The sequence below is a fragment of the Shimia sp. MIT1388 genome (assembly GCF_047124445.1).
Taxonomy (GTDB): domain Bacteria; phylum Pseudomonadota; class Alphaproteobacteria; order Rhodobacterales; family Rhodobacteraceae; genus Shimia.
This window is the reverse complement of the sequence record NZ_CP138921.1, coordinates 3,511,942-3,531,803: the sequence shown is the minus strand read 5'-3', so window position 1 is coordinate 3,531,803 and position 19,862 is coordinate 3,511,942. Positions and strand designations below refer to the sequence as shown.

14 protein-coding genes and 2 pseudogenes are annotated in these 19,862 nt (G+C 56.3%); 2 read left to right on the top strand and 14 right to left on the bottom strand.

Annotated elements, in window-relative coordinates; genetic code table 11:
• The first annotated feature begins 1 nt into the window (after position 1).
• Together SIB92_RS17365 and SIB92_RS17360 are read left to right on the top strand one after the other, a co-directional pair.
• A complete protein-coding gene (locus SIB92_RS17365; RefSeq protein ID WP_412553218.1) occupies positions 2-1,159 on the top strand; it encodes an amidohydrolase in 1,158 nt (385 codons plus the stop codon).
• On the top strand, positions 1,146-2,276 hold the full coding sequence (locus tag SIB92_RS17360; protein WP_412553217.1) for an alanine racemase: 1,131 nt from the start codon (positions 1,146-1,148) through the stop codon (positions 2,274-2,276). Before SIB92_RS17365 ends, SIB92_RS17360 begins: the two co-directional genes overlap by 14 nt.
• Positions 2,277-2,315: 39 nt before the next feature.
• On the opposite strand, the pseudogene SIB92_RS17355 reads toward SIB92_RS17360, so the two are convergent.
• The 14 genes and pseudogenes from SIB92_RS17355 to SIB92_RS17290 all read right to left on the bottom strand — a co-directional run.
• Positions 2,316-2,756: pseudogene (locus SIB92_RS17355) on the bottom strand (IS5 family transposase); the annotation flags it as partial.
• A gap of 20 nt (positions 2,757-2,776) precedes the next feature.
• A pseudogene (locus SIB92_RS17350) lies at positions 2,777-3,306 on the bottom strand (integrase core domain-containing protein); the annotation flags it as partial.
• A gap of 384 nt (positions 3,307-3,690) precedes the next feature.
• Positions 3,691-3,987, bottom strand: coding sequence for an antibiotic biosynthesis monooxygenase family protein (locus tag SIB92_RS17345; protein WP_412553216.1), 297 nt, complete (start codon positions 3,985-3,987; stop codon positions 3,691-3,693).
• Position 3,988: 1 nt separating this feature from the next.
• A complete protein-coding gene (locus SIB92_RS17340; RefSeq protein ID WP_412553215.1) occupies positions 3,989-5,602 on the bottom strand; it encodes a GMC family oxidoreductase in 1,614 nt (537 codons plus the stop codon).
• Between the two features lie 21 nt (positions 5,603-5,623).
• Positions 5,624-6,634: a zinc-binding alcohol dehydrogenase family protein gene (locus SIB92_RS17335; RefSeq protein WP_412553214.1), complete on the bottom strand. Its 1,011-nt coding sequence runs from the start codon at positions 6,632-6,634 to the stop codon at positions 5,624-5,626.
• Positions 6,631-8,151 (bottom strand): FGGY-family carbohydrate kinase, encoded by a 1,521-nt coding sequence (locus SIB92_RS17330; protein WP_412553213.1) that lies wholly within the window; start codon positions 8,149-8,151, stop codon positions 6,631-6,633. The genes SIB92_RS17335 and SIB92_RS17330 overlap by 4 nt, the downstream gene beginning before the upstream one ends.
• Positions 8,144-8,986 (bottom strand): class I fructose-bisphosphate aldolase, encoded by an 843-nt coding sequence (locus tag SIB92_RS17325; RefSeq protein WP_412553212.1) that lies wholly within the window; start codon positions 8,984-8,986, stop codon positions 8,144-8,146. The genes SIB92_RS17330 and SIB92_RS17325 overlap by 8 nt, the downstream gene beginning before the upstream one ends.
• Positions 8,977-10,701, bottom strand: coding sequence for a glycerol-3-phosphate dehydrogenase/oxidase (locus tag SIB92_RS17320; protein WP_412553211.1), 1,725 nt, complete (start codon positions 10,699-10,701; stop codon positions 8,977-8,979). The genes SIB92_RS17325 and SIB92_RS17320 overlap by 10 nt, the downstream gene beginning before the upstream one ends.
• A 58-nt stretch (positions 10,702-10,759) precedes the next feature.
• Entirely contained in the window at positions 10,760-11,767 is a 1,008-nt protein-coding gene (locus SIB92_RS17315) for an aldo/keto reductase (RefSeq protein WP_412553210.1), read from the bottom strand.
• The gene (locus SIB92_RS17310) at positions 11,760-12,722 is read right to left on the bottom strand and encodes a sugar-binding transcriptional regulator (RefSeq protein ID WP_412553209.1); all 963 of its coding nucleotides are present in this window, start codon (positions 12,720-12,722) and stop codon (positions 11,760-11,762) included. Before SIB92_RS17310 ends, SIB92_RS17315 begins: the two co-directional genes overlap by 8 nt.
• A gap of 5 nt (positions 12,723-12,727) precedes the next feature.
• Positions 12,728-13,756, bottom strand: a complete 1,029-nt coding sequence (locus SIB92_RS17305) for an ABC transporter permease (protein ID WP_412553208.1) — start codon at positions 13,754-13,756, stop codon at positions 12,728-12,730.
• A gap of 11 nt (positions 13,757-13,767) precedes the next feature.
• Positions 13,768-14,793, bottom strand: coding sequence for an ABC transporter permease (locus tag SIB92_RS17300; protein ID WP_412553207.1), 1,026 nt, complete (start codon positions 14,791-14,793; stop codon positions 13,768-13,770).
• On the bottom strand, positions 14,790-16,313 hold the full coding sequence (locus tag SIB92_RS17295; protein ID WP_412553206.1) for a sugar ABC transporter ATP-binding protein: 1,524 nt from the start codon (positions 16,311-16,313) through the stop codon (positions 14,790-14,792). Before SIB92_RS17295 ends, SIB92_RS17300 begins: the two co-directional genes overlap by 4 nt.
• 153 nt (positions 16,314-16,466) lie before the next feature.
• The gene (locus tag SIB92_RS17290) at positions 16,467-17,486 is read right to left on the bottom strand and encodes a sugar ABC transporter substrate-binding protein (RefSeq protein WP_412553205.1); all 1,020 of its coding nucleotides are present in this window, start codon (positions 17,484-17,486) and stop codon (positions 16,467-16,469) included.
• Between the last annotated feature and the right edge of the window lie 2,376 nt (positions 17,487-19,862).

Genomic DNA, 19,862 nt, shown 5'->3' with positions numbered 1-19,862 from the left:
CATGCCCATTCTGTCGTCAGACCAGATCAGCACCCTCACCGCCCTGCGCCATGAGCTGCACCGCTGCCCCGAAGTTTCCGGGGAAGAGGCGGCGACAGCCGCGCGTATCGCGACAGAGCTGGAGGCGTTGGGCGCGGATCGCATCTGGCGCGGCCTTGGTGGTTATGGTGTTGCGGCGGAGTTTACCGGCGCAGCGGAAGGGCCAACCGTCCTGTTGCGCTGTGAATTGGATGGCCTGCCCATTCGCGAAATTTCCACGGTGCCGTACCGCTCCGAAGTGGACGGCAAAGGCCACCTCTGTGGCCATGACGGCCATATGGTGTCCATGCTTGGCGTGGGCATGACACTTGCGGCGCGTCCCGCAACCGGTCGCGTGATCCTCTTGTTCCAACCAGCCGAAGAAACCGGTGCAGGGGCCAAAGCGGTGGTGGCGGACCCGCGCTGGCCCGAGATCCGTCCGGACTACGCTTTCGCCTATCACAACGTCCCCGGCCGTCCGTTGGGCGAGATTGGCCTGCGCAGCGGACCGGGCAACTGTGCCTCGCAAGGGATGCAGATTTTGCTGGAGGGCAAAAGCTCCCACGCGGCCGCACCCGAAGACGGTGTGTCTCCTGGAGAGGCCATGGCCAAGCTGATGATTGCGCTGCCCAGTCTGAGCCAGGGCGACATCGCCCAGGAGCACTTTGCGCTGGCCACGCTCACCCATGCCAATCTGGGTGAACCCACCTTTGGCATCGCGCCAGCGGACGGTGAGTTGCGCGTGACCCTGCGCTCCATGACCAACGCCCGCATGGATCAGATGATACAATCCGCAACGGAGATTGTGGCAGATGCGGCGGGGCCGTTGAAGGTCGACATCCACTGGCATGATGTGTTCCGCGCCGTGGTGAATGATACCGAGGCCACCGATGTCGCCCGCAAGGCCGCTCAGACACTGGGGCACACAATCCACGAGATGCCCACGCCCATGCGCTGGTCCGAGGACTTTGGCTGCTTTGGCGATGACGGGGCCAAGGCTGCCATGTTGTATATCGGCTCCGGTGAGACCACGCCGCAGCTGCACAACCCGGACTACGATTTCCCCGACGCGATCGTCCCTGTCGTAGTGGATTTGTTTTGCCAGATTCTACATGACCTGCTGGGTCATGATCCGCATTAAAATGCCTGAGGGGAGCACAACGTCTTGGTGTACTATTCACCGCGACCGGATATCGCAAAATCTGGAAATTGCGCTGGGACTTATTCCTGAAGACCGCCGGTTTTGCGCCGTGCTAAAGGCGGATGCGTATGGGCACGGTATTGCGCAGGTTGTCCCTCTGATTCAGGAACAGGGGGTGGATATGGTTGGTATTACCTCAAATGCCGAGGCGCTTGCTGTTCGCGACGCGGGGTTCCTAGGGACGCTGATTCGTCTGCGTTCGGCTACACCGCAGGAAATCACTGGCGCACTGGAGCTTCATGTCGAGGAGCAGGTTGCCTCGGTTCCGACGGCGCTCCAACTGCGTGCTCTGATGGAGGCAGGCCAATACCTTGGTGGCGTGCACCTGGCCTTAAATGTTGCGGGAATGTCGCGTGATGCATTGGAGATTTCGACGGCACGCGGGCAAACCACATGCCGCAAAATCCTAGAGACCTTGGGAAAGGACATCTGTGGGGTTTGTTCGCATTTCCCATCCAACGAACCAACACAACTCAGGCAAAGCGCGGATCTGTTTCAGCAACAAGTTTCATGGGTGTTGAAAAACAGTGATCTAAAACGAACCGATACACTGGTCCATGCGGGCAGCTCACTGACGCTGATTGCGGACGAGGATGTCGCAACCGACATGTATCGCTGTGGTGCGATCCTCTACGGGATCTTGAGGCCCGACCTGGGGTTTCGATCAACAATGGACCTTGAGGCCCGCATCATCAGTCTGCAAGATTATCCACAGGGAGGGAGCGTCGGGTACGATCGAGCATTCCGCCTAGAAAAGGAATGCCGACTGGCTTGTATCTCGATCGGCTATGAAAACGGATTCAGGCGCACCGCCCATAATAGCAGTGTTGTTGCGATCAAAAACTCACTCGCACCTGTTCTGGGCAAAGTTTCAATGAATGCGATCGTTGCCGATGTAACCGGCATCGAAGGCATCTCAGTGGGCGATACCGTCGGGGTATTCGCAGAAGGGGAGCTCACACCCTTCCCGCAGGACGCGACGGAAACTCAGTTTCGGTCCATCATGGCTGACCTCTACACCGACTGGGGACAGCGCAACCAAAGGGTCTATCGCTGACCTCTTCCCCCTTTTGGGGGAAGCGCATCAATCAATTGAGTTTCTTGGGTGATAACCAGTCAATTTTCGCCAAAGTGCTCGTCCGCGATACTTGCACGCCCTCATAGCTTCGTGCCGCGCGATGGCACCCAACGTAGTTGGTTTCCAAAGTTAAGCATTTTTGCGCGGAGGGATGATGGCAGGGGCCCCGCGAGCAGCGATTACGTTGTGGCATCTGCGCGTTTCATAGGCCCCATCGGCGGTGACCGTGGCGATGTCTTGATCCGGTGGGATTTGCTCTAGCAGGTCAGGCAACAATGGGGCGTCACCGACATTGCTTGTGGTGACACCGACCACGCGGATCTCCAGTGTTTCTTCGTCCACACCGAGGTGAAGCTTGCCCCAAGGGCGCTTCTTTGGGCCGCCATACTTGACCGCGTTCTACTCCCCTTCACCTTCGGCCTTGATACCGGTCGCATCAATCAGCAAGTGGTGTTCCCCCCCCGGTTACGGTCCAGGCTTCATGCGACCTTTCGGGTTTCGTTTAGTTGGGCCGAAAATTCGTTCGGCGCCGAGTTTCCGAGCGAAGTATGCGGTCTGATATCGTTGTAATCGGCCCTCCATTCGTGATCCGCCTTCGAGCGTCGGCCATCGACATAAACTACGAGGCATTCAGGCATTCCTGACGCAGACGGCTGTTGAAGGCCTTGATGTAGGCATTGTCCGTTGGGTTTTCTGGCCTTGAGAAGTTCAGTTCGGTGCCACGCTGATACGCCCAAAGATCCAAGTCACGGGAGACAAACTCCGATCCCTGATCGGCACGATGGACTTCGGGTAGCCGACCTTGCCGCATATGCGCTCAAGTGTCTGAACAACATCTTCTCCTCGGTAGCTGAACCTCGGATCGGTTGCAGGCGAAAATCGAAAAGGTGTCCACGATGGTCCGAACGCGGATTTTGCGGTCCGTGACCGGTTGATCGTGCACAAAGTCCATTGCCCAAGCCTCATTGCTTTGCGTTGCTGCCACACGATCCTCCCGAAACTTGGCTTTGCCCGCGGGCAAGTACTGTGCGAAGCAGAGAGGCGACATCAACACGCACGGTGCGAGTTTTGTGAAAGTACTCGGCATCTCTGAGATCAATGACCGGATTGGCATACTGGGGCGTTGCAGTCCGAGCTGGTGGCGCACGGTACCCAATTCGGACTTGCGGGCCACGCCGTCGCGGGCGGGGAGCCCATGACGGACACGGTGCAGGACTTGCTCTTCCGGCCCATAGCGGTCGTTCGAAAACAGCAAAATGATAGTCCGATGCAAGTCGAAAGCAAACTTCTGGACACGCATTCCCAATGCCAGATGGCTAGCCGCTTCACCCGGCGCCATCGAGCAAAGGCTATATGAGCGTTTGAGCCGAATTGGCGGCCCAACGTTCAATGTTTATGTACAACCCAATGGGACAAACTTGCGGGCGGTCAAAGTGCCGCCAATGGCACAGAGTAGATCTTTGAATTCAAGAAGATGGTCGACCTTTAAATGACTGCGCCAATCCTGCTCGGTCTTCCAAACTTCGTAGATGACCCATCGCACCTCCTCCGACAATTCCCGACACATCCGATATTCGATACAGCCGGTCTCACCGTGCGTCTGCTCTGCGAGACCAATAAGTGCCTTCTCAACTTGGCTCTCGTTGGTGAGCGGTGCGGCGACCTCGGCAATGACGAAAAAAGGCCCCATATCACGCAGCCTTTCGAATGAGGTCAGCCGCTTTTTCCGCGATCATGATAACCGGTGAGGCGGTGTTGCCAGAAACAATTTTTGGCATGATCGATGCGTCCACAACCCGCAATCCAGACATCCCTTGAACCCGCAATTCCGGGTCGACCACCGCCATTGGGTCTGTGCCCATTTTGCAGGTCCCAACAGGATGGAAAATCGTGGTGGCAATGTCACCGATAGACCTGAGCAGCTCTTCATCGGATTGCACATCATTACCTGGCAACATTTCCTGCGGCGCATATGACGCCAAGGCCGCGGCCGTCATAATCTCTCGCGCTTGCTTGACCGAGGTCAGGGCGACTTGCCTATCGCGCGCGGCGGAAAGGTAATTCAACTTGATGTCCGGTTGCGCGGCTCTGTCATCGGACGTGATGTGACAACTTCCAACACTGTCCGGCCGCAGATTGCACACCGACACTGTGATCGCGGGATAAGGATGCAAGGGGTCTCCCAGCCGATCTGTGGAAAGCGGTTGTACATGGTATTCAAGGTCCGGCGTTTCCAGCGACGGATCGGATTTGGTGAACATGCCAAATTGGCTGGGCGCCATTGACATGGGTCCTGATCGCGTCAGCAGATACTGCAGACCAATCCGAGCCTTACCCGTCAGCGAGTTGGCCATGGTGTTCAAGGTTTTGGCGTTCTGGACCTTATACACCGTTCTGATTTGCAGGTGATCTTGCAGGTTTTCGCCAACCCCGGCACTTTCATGCTGCACCGCAATCCCGTTGTCCCGCAGAATGTCGCTACGTCCAATGCCGGAAAGCTCCAATAGCCTTGGCGAATTAATTGCGCCAGACGCCAACAACACCTCGCTGTTGGCTTCAGCGGACAACTTCCGGCCTTTATATGTGAAGGCGACCCCGCGTACCCGCCTGCCCTCGAGCAAAAGGTGATCGGCGTGGGCTTCCGTCATCACTCGCAGGTTGGGGCGTTTCATCGCCGGGCGCAGAAAAGCTTTGGAGGTGTTCCAACGCACGCCACCCTTTTGGTTGACCTCAAACAGGCCGCTGCCTTCGTTGTTGCCGTCGTTAAAATCTGCCCGGGGGTCTACCCCAAACTCTTTCGCGCCTTCTTGCACCGCTTCCAAAATTTCCCATCCAAGGCGCTGCTTGCTGACTTTCCACTCCCCTCCTGCACCGTGCATGGAGGAAATCCCTGCATGATGATCTTCCGATCTACGAAAATACGGCAGCACATCGTCCCAGGCCCATCCAGCATTGCCCAGTTGACGCCAATGGTCGTAATCCGCTGCCTGCCCGCGCATGTAGATCATGCCGTTCACCGAGCTGCAGCCGCCGAGCACTTTGCCACGTGGATATACCAGCGAGCGCCCGTTCAGCCCCGGCTCATGGGCAGTTTTCATCATCCAGTCAGTGCGTGGGTTGCCAATGCAATAGAGATACCCCACCGGGATATGCACCCAATGGTAGTTGTCCGATTTACCGGCTTCCAACAGCAGCACGCGGGTGTTCGGGTTTTCCGTCAGACGGTTGGCAAGCACGCAACCGGCGGTTCCAGCACCTACAATGATATAATCGTAAGAGCCCTCAAGTCGGGTCAGTGAAGTCATGGATGTGGCCTTCGATATGGGTCAGTAAGCAACGACGAGCTTGCCGATGGTCGTGGTGCTCTCAATCAGGCGGTGGGCCTGCTTCAATGTGGCCGCGCTCAAACCGTTCAGTGCTTTAGTTTCAGTTGTTTGGACGATGCCGTCATCCACCAGCTGCGCCATGCGGGCAAGGATCGCACCCTGTTTCGCCATGTCGGCGGTCCCAAACATCGAGCGCGTGAACATCAGTTCCCACATCAATGCGGCGGACTTGCCCTGCAGCGCCGAGATATCGAGTTTCTCTTCGGTTTCCACAATGGTGCCGATGCGCCCTTGTGGCGCAATCAGCTCACACATGGCATCCCAATGCTGCGCCGTGTCCGCATACTGTGTGATGTAATCCACATAGGTTCGACCCGACGCGCGGGTCGCCGCGACGAGATCTCGGTGGCTCACGACCTCATGCGCGCCCATTTTCCGGCACCAGTCCGCGCTTTCTTCTCGGGATGCCGTGGCAATGACCTCAAGTCCCGTCAAGCGACGCGCCAATTGTTGCGTGATCGAGCCCACGCCACCTGCCCCGCCAATCACCAACAAGGACTTGCGCTGCGCATCAGTGGAAACCTGCAACCGGTCAAACAGCATTTCCCATGCTGTGAGCGACACCAATGGCATCGCTGCAGCGGCCTCAGGGGGGACAGTCGTCGGAGCCAACGCGGTAATGCGGTGATCGACCGCTTGCAGTTCAGCATAGGATCCTGCCCGATTTGCATCCCCTGCGTACCAAACACGATCCCCAACTGCGAAACCGGACACGTCTGCACCTTTGGCTTCGACACGACCAACAGCGTCATAGCCGAGGATCATCGGCGTATCGAGTTCAGTGTCTGGAGCGGTACGAATGCGTCGCTTGGCGTCCGCCGGGTTCACCGAAATGGCCTCGACAGAGACCAGAAGATCATGCTCGCCAATCTCCGGTGTGGGCAGGTCCAGATCCAGCAGGCTGTCCTCCTGCTCAATTGGCAATGACGTCAGGAAACCAACGGCTTTCATATCTCTTCCTCCCCTTTTCCGAGTTCGTCCCAAAAAGGCTGCAACGTATCGGTAAGCACCGTGAACAAGTCATAGCGCCGATCATAGTGCGCCTTCATGAGAGGTTCGGGCGTGTAGGTTTGACGTGGACGTGTCATTTTCTGAATGCCCTCGGCATAATCTGCCACCATCCCGGTCGCGACAGCGGCGCCGATGGCGGCCCCCAAAGCACCAGTTTCCTGCGCTTCGGCCACAACGATGGGCACGCCAAGGCAGTCTGCAAACATTTGGGGCCAGTGGGGACTGCGCGCCCCTCCGCCTGACAAGATGGCGCGATTGAAGGTTACACCTGAGGCTTTCAGGACGTCGATGTGACGCCGATGTTCGAACATCACGCCCTCAAACAAAGCACGCACCAGATGGCCCTCGGTGTGCCATCCCGCCAAACCATAGAAACCGGCACGGTAGTCCGCGCCCTGCCCTGAGCCGTAGAGAAACGGGTGAAAAAACGGATCATCCAAGCGCGGATCGACCTGCCCAACCATTTGATTACAGTGGCCAAATGGGTCGTCATGGTGGCCATCCCGTTCGACCAACTCACGCACGTACCACTCCAAGTTCACAGCGGAGGTGGCGCTGGCTTCGATGTTGACATAGTGGTTGCTACCAAAGGCGCTGACCATGAAAACGTTCGGATCGGCTACAGGCGCGTCAGAAAACACCTGGTTGATGCTCCAAGTGCCGCAGATGATGGAGGCATCGCCCGGCAGTCCCGCGCCTGAGCCCAGCGCGCTGGATACCACGTCAAAGTAGCCCCCGATCACTGGCGTTCCTTCGGCCAATCCGGTGGCAGCCGCTGCATCTGACGTCACATAGCCTGCAACGTCAGCCGGATCGATCAGTGGGGGCAACATATGCTTGGCATCTGCCAATCCGTAGAGATCAAGCAGTTCATCGTCATATTGCGCGTCCGGCATTCTTGTGAACCCGCACCCCGACATGTCGGAAATGTCACTCACGCGCTCCCCTGTCAGGCGATATGTGACGAAATCTTTGCACAGAAGCACAGTGCCAATTTGCGCGTAAAGGTCCGCACGGTAACGTTTCACCCACGTCAGCAAAGCTGGTGTTTGAGATGGCCAAGGCTTCTGCAGACACAACTCGTGAAGTCGGTCCCCATTGGCATCAGCGAGTTCCTTAGCCACGCCCGCGGCGCGGGTATCCAGCGATTGAATACCCAACAGCGGATCGCCAGCCCGATCAAGCAAATAGAGCCCATTGCCGTGACCTGCACACCCGATGGCTAAAATCTGATTTGGGTCGATGCCCGCCGCTTCAATACAGGCGGTAATTGCAGTGCCCGCATTGCTCCAAAGCTCTTTGAGATCACGCTCGACATGGCCCGGCTGGGGCGTGGATGTCTGACCATCCAGAGCGTGCATGGCAACTTGCCGCCCCTCTAGATCAAACAACACCGCTTTGATCACGGTATTGCCTGCATCCAACCCCAACAGGTATTTTTGTGCTCCATCAGCCACGGTTATAGATATCCCAAGCTTCTTCGCCGGACGCGCCGTTGTGGATCATGCTCATCAACGCTGCGACCACGGCCTTTGGGTTGTCATGCTGGTAGATATTACGTCCATAGACCATCCCTTTTGCGCCCTGCGCCATAATGGCCGCGGACTTCATCAAAACGGTTTTGAGGTCTTCCTTGCCGCCTCCACGCACCAGCACAGGCACGCGGGCCGCTTCGATCACGCGATGGAAATCCTCTGGATTCTCTGTCGGATCCGCCTTGATAATGTCGGCGCCCATTTCTGAAGCCAAGCGCACCAGAGTCACGATTTTCTCGGCGTTTCCATCGACCTGATAGCCGCCACGCACATCATTGGGCAGCATCACCAGCGGCTCAATCATCAACGGCATGCCATATTTGTCGCAAGAGGCCCGCACCCGACTGATGTTCTCGACACACTGGCGGAACAGTTCCGGCTCATCTGGCAACATAAACAGGTTCACCACAACCGCAGCCGCATCCATCTCGAGTGCGCCGATGATCGGCTCATCTGCGTTTTGCAGCATAGACCACATTACCCGGTGCCGCTGATCATTATACGGATTGCCCATATCAATGCGCATCACCAGAGCCGGTTTGTCCTTTTCCGGGCGGCTCTGCAGCAAGTCAGCTTGCCCATAGGCGCATTGGATCGCGTCTGGTTTGGCCTTGATCAACGTATCCATCACCGATGGCATGTCCTCGAGACCCACCATAAAAGACGGCTCGTTGCAGACGCCATGATCGATGGCCACATCCAGACAGCCGCCGTTGGTGAACATCCGGTTCATTCGCGCTTTGGTGCTTATGCGCATTTCTTACTCCATTCTTTGGTTCGTTCTGCGAGCATCTCTGGCGTGACGCCATAGAAGTCCGACAATTCTTCGATGAGGTGACGTTCCTGTTCTGCAACCTCAGTCTGCGATAGATTCAGTTCTTCTGCCAAAAGCAGGGCCAAGGCGTGGATCAACCCGCTGGAAATCGCGCCTGTGATCGCAAGGGATGTCCGGCGAAAAACAAGGTCCGACAAGGTCTGCACGCGCTCATTCCGAATGAGCCAGCGCACCTCTGCTTGGGAATAGAGCGCGCCTTCGCCAATCGACACGTCCGCGCCGCCCTCCGCGCAGGCGCGCTGCATCTGCTCCGCACCACTGCCGTAGTGCGACAGGAGATGGTCGACCCGACCTTCTCCAGCTGCGTGAGAGGCCTTAAGGTTCTCGGCATATGCCTCGACGTTCTCGGGCCAGTCTTTGCCACCGCCAATCGGCAGGGTCATTGTGTCGACGCGGCGTGGTTTTTGCAGTTCCTGCAGCACCATATCTGCCGCCTGCTCTGCAAACGCGCGGAAGGTCGTCCACTTTCCTCCAATCATGCAGAACTGCGGCACATCACCGGGCAAGCGTTTCACATCATGCCCCCGCGAAATCCGCCCAGTAAACTCTTGCGTGCTTTCTGGCAGCGGGCGAATCCCTGAGAAGCTGAAAACAACATCTTCGCGTGCGACATCAATGTCCGGAAACACTTGCCTTAGCGACTCCAGAATGTAAATCAGCTCGTCTTCTTCGCAGCGCACTTTGCAGGGCGTTTCCACCCGTATATCGGTCGACCCAGCCAGAACCTTGCCCTGATACGGGAAGACGATACACACCCGCCCATCTGCGTTTTCAAAATACGCCATGTGGCCATCAAGCGCGCGCGCCAACGCAGCGTTGTCAATGATCAGGTGAGACCCTTTGGTGCCACCGACCATCCTGCCAGCTTTTTCGTCGACCAACTCCGTGACTGACTGGTTGAGCCAGGCTCCCGTCGCATGCACCACTGTACGTGGCTGAATGTCAAAACGTTGCCCGCTACGCTGACAAGTTAGCTCATAGCCCTGCTCGGTTTTCACAATCTCTGCGTAATTTAGGGCGATACTCTGAGGGACCGCCTTTGCCACGTCCGAGATCATTTCAATACAGAGGCGCTCCGGGTGCGAGATCCACGCATCGTAGTACACCGCCGAGTAGCGTGCCTCCCGCGTTAATGCAGGCCATCGGGTGCGGGTTTCTGCAGTACCCTGAAAGCTGTGGCACGGCAGCGCGCGGTTCTTCCGCGTCACCCAGTCATAAAGGCTCAGACCTAACTTGATCGGCAACGCCCCTCGGCTTGACGGTTGCCCCTGCCACCCAAAGAAGCTCGCTGCAGAATTGAAGATGCCGGAGAAAAGCGACGTGACTGGTATCACGGTCGGCAACGGTTTGACCATGTGCGGCGCGTTGCACAGCAGTGCGTCCCGTTCTCGCAGGGACTCTTTCACCAAATCAAACTCGCCGTTTTCCAGATACCGAAGGCCACCATGGATCATCCGCGAAGGCGCTGCTGAGCAGCCTGAGGCAAAATCGTTGCGTTCCACCAGCAGCACTCGCAACCCTTGCAATGACAGGTCCCGATAGACCCCAATCCCATTGACTCCGCCGCCAATGACCACAGCGTCAAAACCACTGTTTTCGTTGATGTCTGCCAGAGATTTTTGGCGAGCGTTAGACATAGCTTTCCCGTTCACCGCAACGCATGCGATGTTGGCTAAGTTTCAAATGTGACGAGGGTTACCCGTCGAGGTTGGTCAGGTTCTTCGTGGCCGCTGCGTCGATGATCGCAAGATCCTCAGCACTGAGACGAATGCGCCCCGCCTTGGCATTTTCTGCGGCTTGACCAGCGTCGCGCGCGCCGCAGAGCGAAAAGGTGATCCCGGGCTGTTGCACAGTCCAGGCAATGACCGTCTGGGCGCAGGTGGCGCCATGCGCATCTGCAACCACCTCAATAGCCTGCATAAGACGCGCCACTTTTTCGCGGTTGGCCATCGAAAATCGTGGATTGCCCTTGCGCTGATCGTCGCCTTCAAACACCCGATCAGGGCCAACTTTTCCGCTCAGAAGACCAAGTGCCAAGGAGGAGTAACTCAGAATGGAAACCCCCTCCTCGATACACAGCGGCGCCATACTCGCGTCCAGATCCCGCTTGACCATGGAGTACTCCTCCTGCACCGCGTCCAACTGGCCGGCATCCAAATAGGCGCGCACGTCGTCAGCTGTGGTGTTGCTGGCACCGATGGAGCGAATTTTGCCCTGCGTTTTCAACAGTTCCAACGCCTCCATGGTTTCGTCAATCGGTGTGGTCGGGTCCTGCCAGTGAGTGATGTAGTGATCGATCACGTCGGTCCCCAAGCGGCGCAGACTTTGCTCTACCTCAAAAATGATCGCGTCTTTGCCTAGGTAGCGATGCACTGGTCCGCTGTCGTAATCAAAGAAGTGATTGCCTTTCTGCGTGTGCCAAACCAGCCCGCATTTTGTAGCCAGGACAACTTTGTCTCGACGCCCTTTCAGCGCCTTGCCAACAATCTCCTCGGCCACTCCTTGGCCATAGGCCGGCGCCGTGTCGATCAGGCTGATGCCCTCGTCAATGGAGGCCTGGATGGCACTGATCGATTTAGCCTCGTCCGTGCCACCCCACATCCAGCCGCCAATTGCCCAAGTGCCCAGACCAATGGCTGAGGCCTCAATGCCAGAGCGGCCAATTTCACGCGTGAGCATCTCATTTTCCTGTCTATCAAGCATGGAGCACCTCCTGTTTCAGCAGCGCGGTTGCGGTGTGCTCGTCCGTGACAAGCGAATTGAAATAGCCGCCGTTCAGAGCCGCGGCGATGGGCTCGACCTTCTCTGCACCGGATGCGATGGCGATGGTGACCGGGATGCGGGCAAGTTCCTGCGGCAGCAAAGCCACCAGTCGCGAGTTGTAACTGTTGCCCGATACAGAGCCGTCTTCCTGAATGAGGTGGCCTAAAAATTCACTGCGCACACCCGTCTTGTAAAGGCGGTTGCGCTCTACGTCTGATACCGGATGGGCCAGATAGTAGGTGCTGTCTGCCCCGACCACAGCGCCAATACCAACGACCGCCACATTGGCGCTGCGGGCTTCGTCCATCACCTCGCGGACGGACCTCACCGACATCACCAAATCGCGTTCTCCTTCGGAATCCGCGTGCAAAGGCGCATGGATCAACCGGGCGCGACCAGACAGCTTATCGGCCAGTTGCGTCGCGATGTGGTTCACGTCAGTGTAGTGCTGCCCTTGTACTCCGCCGGTCATGGGTACGACCTCGACCTCATATTCCGCGCCAGGCATCAGGTTTTCAATCAAAACACTTAGAGTTTTGCCGCCTGAAATGGCAATCTTGTCCCCATCTCGGATGACATCCAGCAGCAGTTTGGCTGCACCTTTGCCGACCTCATTCAGCGTTGAGGGCGCGCTGCCGGTAACGGAAGGGACAACCAGGCAGCGCTTGAGAGACCAGCGTTTGGTGATCTCACGTTCCAGATCAAAGAACCGCATCAGCGGGCTCTTGATAGTGATCTGAACCATACCCAACTCACGCCCCTGTTTGATCAGGCGGTTGACCTTGGCAGTGGATAAATCCAGTGCCTTGGCGATGTCAGACTGCGCGCGTTCGTCCTCGTAGTGCATCGACAGCACTTGGGCGATCAGGCGCATCTGTTCTGGATTTGGGGTCATGGTACTCACGATACTTTGCCTTTTTGGCTGACAAGATGGTTGGTCGCCGCCGCCGCCAAAAGCGCGGAACCGATGACAAGTGTTTGATAATAGGCGGGCACAATGGTCAACATGCCGACAGTGAGTGCCATGATGATCAGCGCACCGACAAAAGAACGCAGCACGCGACCTTCACCGCCACTAAATGCCGTACCGCCCAGCAGGACTACGAGGATCGCGGTCAATTCCATGCCGTCGCCAGAAAGCGGATCGCCCAGAGACATGAAGCTTGAGCGCGCAATCCCAGCCAGCGCAGCGGTCACCCCTACGATCACATACAGCAGGAACACTGTACGCCCCGTATTAATGCCCGACAGCTTCGCTGCTGTGGGGTTACCGCCGGTGGCCGCAGCGTATTTGCCAAGCTTTCCGCGGTTCTGCACCACGATCAGCACCAGCGTGACCGCCACTGCAACCCAGAAGGCGGCAGGCAACTTTAGGAAAATTCCATCCCGGCCATAGTCATTGAACCATGCCGGCATCTTCAGACCGCCACCAGACTTGATTGCTGACACGCCATCTTCGACCAGCAGGAGGGCAATGCCTTTAAACAGGCTGAGTGTGATCAACGTGGCAATCACTGGTGTGATGTTAAGTCGGACGACCAATATTCCGTTGATCGCGCCCAACACCGCGCCCGCCAAAACTGTCAGCGCAAAGGCCGGCACAAATGGCACTCCGTTGATCGCAAGCAGCGCATAGATCACGGCTGTGAGGCCCATGGTGCTGCCAACGGAGAGGTCGATGTAGCCTGACACCATCAACAGCGTGAACGCCCCAGCAATCACCAATATAGGCGCGGACACCCGCAGGATATTGATGATGTTGCGCTTGTTCAGAAAGTTACCACGTTCAAACAAACCAAACTGGTCTAGGTTTGCCGTGCTCAACAAGGCGACAACCGCGATTAAAACAAAGTATATGTAGTAATTGCGCAGGAAGCCCGTCGCCTTGGCAGTAAAGCTGACTTCCGGATGTGTGGATTGAGAAGACATTGTCATCGTACTCACTTGTTCCGACGGGCCAATGCCCAGGTTTGTGCCACAATCGCGAGGAAGACCGCGACGGCTTTCAGGATGAATTGCCAATCCGGCGAGAGCACCAAGCCGGTCGCCGCTGAAGTGACCACGGCAAGGATGATTGCACCGAAGAACATTCCGATGACCGAGCCAAAGCCTCCAGCAATTGCGACACCGCCCAAGAGTGCGATAACCAATGCGTCAAACTCCATCAGCAGGCCGCGATTGGAAAAGCCGGACTTATATTCGGACGCCAGTAAAATACCGACAATCCCGGCAATGCCCGCACTGAACAGATAAAGCTTTGTGATGTGGCGGCCCCGGTCGATACCAGAAAGCGTTGCCGCCTCAGGATTGGCCCCAATCCAATAGGTCAGGCGGCCAAAAACCATTTTCCGCTCCACAAAGATCGCAATCAGCAGAAGCACCCCCATCAGCACCACTGGGAATTTGATCGAGGTGCCAAACATGCTCAAATTGCCCAGAAAGCCAAACTCGTCCGGCAGGTTGGTGTTGCGCTGAGAGCCATGGGTGATGACCTGCGCAACGCCGCGCGCCACCATCATGGTGCCAAGGGTGACAATGATGGACGGGATGCCAAAGCGTACTACGAAGAGGGCGTTGAGAGCCCCTATCGCCAGTGCACCTGCCAGAGCACAGGCAATAGCAACTGGATAGGACAACCCCAAGCCGGTCGACAGCGCATTCGCACCGTCCGGGCTTTGCGCAAACCAAACCGAGAGCACGCCAGCCAATGCAACAATACCGCCGACCGAGAGGTCGAAATTGCCAGAAACCAACAGGAAAGTGACGCCAATACCCAGAGCAATGACCGCCCAGTTGTTGGTGACCAAGTTGACCACGTTCTGCCACTGAAAGAAGTTTGGCACCATGATCGCGGCGATCAGGAATAGGATGATTGCAACGCCCGCAACCAGTGATGTGATGAAGGCCTCATCGCTCATCTTTTCGCGGGCACGTTTGGTGGGCAGAGTTTCGGTGACACTGCTCATAGCGCAATCTCCTGATGTTGGGAGTCTTGGCCACCGGTGACCACGTTGAGAATGTGGGCGATGTCCACATCTGGCCCATTGAGGATTTCCTCCTGTAAATGGCCATCAAACATCAGGAAAATGCGATCACAGATGCCCAGCACTTCTTCGAGCTCTGACGAAAAGACAGCCACGGCGTTTCCTTCGTCAGCCAAGTCCTTGATGATGTCATAGATCTCAGTTTTTGCGCCGACATCGACACCGCGGGTTGGCTCATCAAGCAGAAGCAGATCGGCTTGCGAAAACAGACATTTGGCCAACACCACTTTCTGTTGATTTCCACCGGAAAGCTTCTCCGTGTGTTTCTCGATTGAACTGGTCGCAATACCCAACTGGCGCACATATCCGTGCGACGCATCGCGTACATCCGCCGCTTTGAAGACCCCCTTGGAAGTCACCCGTGGCAAGTTCATCACCGGCACATTTTCGCGGATCGTCAAACTGGTGAACAGGCCTTGCGTCCGGCGCTCCTCCGGAACCAGGGCGATGCCTTTGGCAATGGCCTCCTTAGGAGATTTCCCTCCCGACTTGTCATGAAACGTCACGCGTCCATCAAAAGGATCGGCGCCAAAAAGCGCTCGTGCCACCTCGGTTTTCCCGGCGCCAACGAGGCCGTAGAAGCCAACGATTTCGCCTTCCTTGATGTCAAACGACACGTTCTTGAGCAATGTGTTGGTCAGATTTTCCGCCTTTAGAACCACCTTGTCTCCTATCGCACCGCGCGGCGAATAGGTCTGAAAGACGGTGCGGCCGATCATCATCTCGATCAGCGCTCCACGTCCATCCACGTCTGACAACGGACAGGTCGTGATATGCTTGCCGTCCCGCAGAACCGTCACGGTGTCGCCCAACTCGAAGATCTCATCAAGCTTGTGGGAGATATAGATCACAGTGACGTTGTTCTCACGCAAACGCCGTATCACAGTAAACAGCCGCTCAACTTCCCGCTCGGACAGGGCGGCGGTGGGCTCGTCCATAATAATGATGCTGGCCCCGGATGAGGCCGCACGGGCGATTTCGATGATCTGTTTCTGCGCCACGCTCAAAGTTGAGACGCGGGCTCTTGGGTCGATGGACGGCTCGATGGTGGCCAGCGTCTGGATCACACGATCCTCAAGATCGGATTTCACGAAAAAGCCAAAGCGGGTCTTCTCCATGCCCAGAGTCAAATTTTCTAAAACCGTCAATTCATCAACCACATGAAGTTCCTGAAACAAGGTGGCGATACCACCGTCCCGGGCCTCTTGCGGGCTGGACGGAGCATAGGCTTGTCCGTTCACGGACATCTTACCGTTTGTCGGCTCCAGCGCGCCTGTGAGCATCTTCACCAAGGTGGATTTGCCAGCGCCGTTTTCCCCCACCAGACAATGAACAGAGCTGGTGTTGATCGAGAAGGTGACATTATCAACCGCCCGAACACCGGGGTAGTCTTTGGTCAGCCCATCAACGGAAAGAACCGTATTTGCAGGTTCTGCGGTCATTATTGCTTCTCCCTGGATCGAAGCGGAGGCCGGTTTCGGCGCTGGTTGCGCAAAGTTTCGTTCATTGGTGGCAAATTTCAAATTGCTTTGTGATTGCGGCGGCCCCGGCCGGGCATCCCTACCGTTGTCGGGACCGCCAACTCCCCATCCGGATCAGCTGCCGAACTGGCTGTCGAGCCACTTCTGCGCGTCCGCCTTCTCCATCGTCCAGTCAGAGATGGTGTAGGCTTTGTAGAAGAACTCTTCTGCAGTGTCAGACTTTGGCGCCACTTTGCCTTCCAGGACGTCCATGATCAGATCGATACGGCCTTGCGCTGTTTCCAGCGGAGGCAGGCCCATGGAGACCTTGAGGCTGGAGTCCGGATCAAACACCTGGTCGATTTCCACGGCATCAAAGTCCACGCTAGCCACAATCTCCGTCAGCGGCTTGCCATCCTTGAACTTACCTCGTCCCAGTTGCGACAGACCCGCCATGGTGCCCACGGTCAGGTTGGACGCTTCGGAATAGATCAGGTTCACTTCAGGACGCTGAGTCAGAAGGTCGACGATGATCTGCTTGGCCGCTTCTTGACCCTTGCTGGAGTCCAGGGCACCAAGGTTTTCCGCCGATGGATCAACCGACAATACACCTTCGACAAACGGCGCTGTGCGGCCGGAGTTTACTTCGGTGTGGTTTGGCCAGCCCAGTTGCACCATCACAATCGGCTTATCTGGATGCGCATCTTTCCAGGCCTTGGCCATCTGCGCGCCCATTTCAAAGGATACACTGGCCTCATCGCTACGCGCAGTTGGAATGCCGGTGTCGGTGATCGGGCTGAAGAATGAGGTCATGACAATGCCCTCATCCAACGCGTCCATCACACCCGGCGCGGCTGCTTCGGCATCCCAAATATGCAGGCTTGCGGCATCAAACCCGCCGGCCACCACCTGATCAACATTCTGCGTCATTACAGCACTGTCTGCCTGACCATCAAACACCACAACCTTGGCGCCATATTGCTCCATCGCGTATTTCTCAGCAGCCGCCGCTTGCGACTGGTGAAATACGTTGGACAGATCCGACACAAAAAACGCAATGCGTTTGCCGTCTTCTGCCAGTGCCATCCCCGCCGACAAAGCCAGCGACGAAGCAAGCAATGTTGTCGTCACAATTTTCTTTCCGAAGATCCCCATTGTGCACTCCTCCCATGCCTTGGATCATAGAGATGTTGAACACCTCTGCTAACAGCAGCTTCGCGTCCTCCTCCCGATTCCGCAATATATATCAGCCACTGAAATATAATTCACACATGGGAAATTTATGTCAATGCCATTTTCACACAGCAGGGCAATTCTGTCTCAAGCCACTGAAACAGTTCAGATTCTTATCGAAGCAGAAGACCCCGTCGCGCTGAAAATCTTATCCGTGACCCCCATTGCGTGTGTCGCAATTGAGAGAGCTTCATGCGCCTGCGTCACCTTGGACGCACAATTTCCGAGTCGAAACTGACCCGCTCTAACTGGCAGTCAGGGCGCACGGTACCAAGAAACGCGGGCAACGATTTCCGCGCAGCGAATTTTACTTGAGTTTGCCAATTTCCGTGATTGAACCAAGCCAAATGGCGCTGAGAAATCAGGGTACGCGCGAAATCCACCAAAAGCCTCGCAGGTTGCGCTCCTGCGCAACAAAAACACCCCAAGACAAAGTTGACCTAATTTCTCCTCACTTGGACTGGAAGCGATACTACTCCCCAAATTTTTGATTTGGCACATCGGTAAGAGCAAGCGCCAAACCGCCACCGATTCTCAGGCTACAATCAAGGAAGAAACGGCCGATGCGAAATAAATAACGAAACGGATTCAGGGAAATGTTTTCTAGCCCAAAATGTCCACTGAGCAGCTCCTAACCAACTTTGAGCCCCTCGCCGCATATGGCAGCTCTCCGTCGTTTCTAGCGGCTTCTGCTTTAAGGGCCAAAGCGGTCACTGGTTCCGGCCGAAGCGAAAGCCTGCTCTCCGCCCATTTCGACGTTCACTCACATTGACTCAGGTTTGCCTGACGGTGCTGTGAGTACTCAAAAACTCTGCCCGAAAAGACAGACATCAAGGGTGAGGGGGCAACTAAAGGATCTCAAAAACCCATTGTTTGTCGCAAAAACGGACTTCCTGTGTCGGACGACAGTCTAACAAACAGAAAATGGCGACCCCGGCAGGGTACTCATGCACACTGAAAACAAAAGGAAAAGTCATACGTGTGTGACCCGTACGGAATGAAGGCACTTGGGGGCATCTGTCCGAAACACTCGCAAGCTCGTTTCTCTTTCCGGAAGGACAATGAGCCAACGGAACTTCAAGTGACGCGCTGCCCCATGCGGCAGCTTGGTTCTCCAACATTGGCTCACTTCATCTAATTGGGGTTTGATCCGGGTCTTCGCAGAAGGTTGCCTCCCAGTACTCTCTAACGGCGTCCCCAAGGATGGCACCTGTGTATCGGCGCTCTTGTTCACGTAGTTCTGCGAGCATTTCCATTACCTCCTCATCAACTTGGCGAAACGAAACTTTTTGTCTTCTCATCGGTTGTCCTCCTGAAAGTATTTATGCCCGGAAGCCGATTGTAGGACGGGGTTTGAAACGTCATCTCCAGAACCTCGGCGCGTCCGACAGTTGTCCCCCTAAATACCCGACCAATTTAGTGAGGTCGGACATTGAGAGGACAGAAACGAAGGCGGCTGAACGCGATGCTTCGCAACACGGGCAACATGCCTGCCAAGCGCCGTGCAAGCCGCGAAGTCCTGCGCGATGTGGAGGAGCTACAAACCTTGTGGAGCAGAATAAGAAACTGCTCGCCCTATCGACCGTGCAACCAAGCGTACTGTGAAGCATGTTCTGCAACCAAAGCCAAATACCGAAAATCTGCTCCTGTTTCCTCAAAGGGAGGACGGACTGTCCGAAAAGGCATTGGCCGGGGCGGTGATCGCAACTTTCGGGCGAGAGGTGGCGGCTGGCTAGCTGAACCGTTCCGAAATCAGCCTCTAGACACGGTGTTCCCATTCACAATCAATCTCGCAATGATCCCGTTGAATAGCAGCGGCACAGAAATGGCGAAGAAAATACGTGGCAGGCTTTCCCGTCTGGCAAAGCGTGAGTTGCCCGATATTGTTGCTCGATTTCAATTTGATGTCGTAGCCAAACCTGTAACGGCTGTCGCCCCTGAACTCTTGGGTGACGAGTGGGGGAACCCACCCAATGCCCCCGTAGGTCTGATGTTCCACGCGCATGGGTTTATTCATCACCCATTTCTCCGAGCCAGCGACATCGCGAAGGTTCTACGGAAATCTTTTCCCGGCCCGAAGCAAGTGTGCGTCAGCCGCCATATTCCGATATCCGTCGATGATCAGGGACAGGAAACTGGTGGGCTAGTCGGGTACGGAGAATACGCCTCGATGGAGAAGACTGAGCTAAACTTTCCAGATGCCGACCCCGAGTTTGACAATGTTTCTGTTTTTGAAGCCCTTGCAAAGTTCAGGCAAAACTGGCCGAGACAGTCAAGGCGCTGGACCTTTGGCTATCG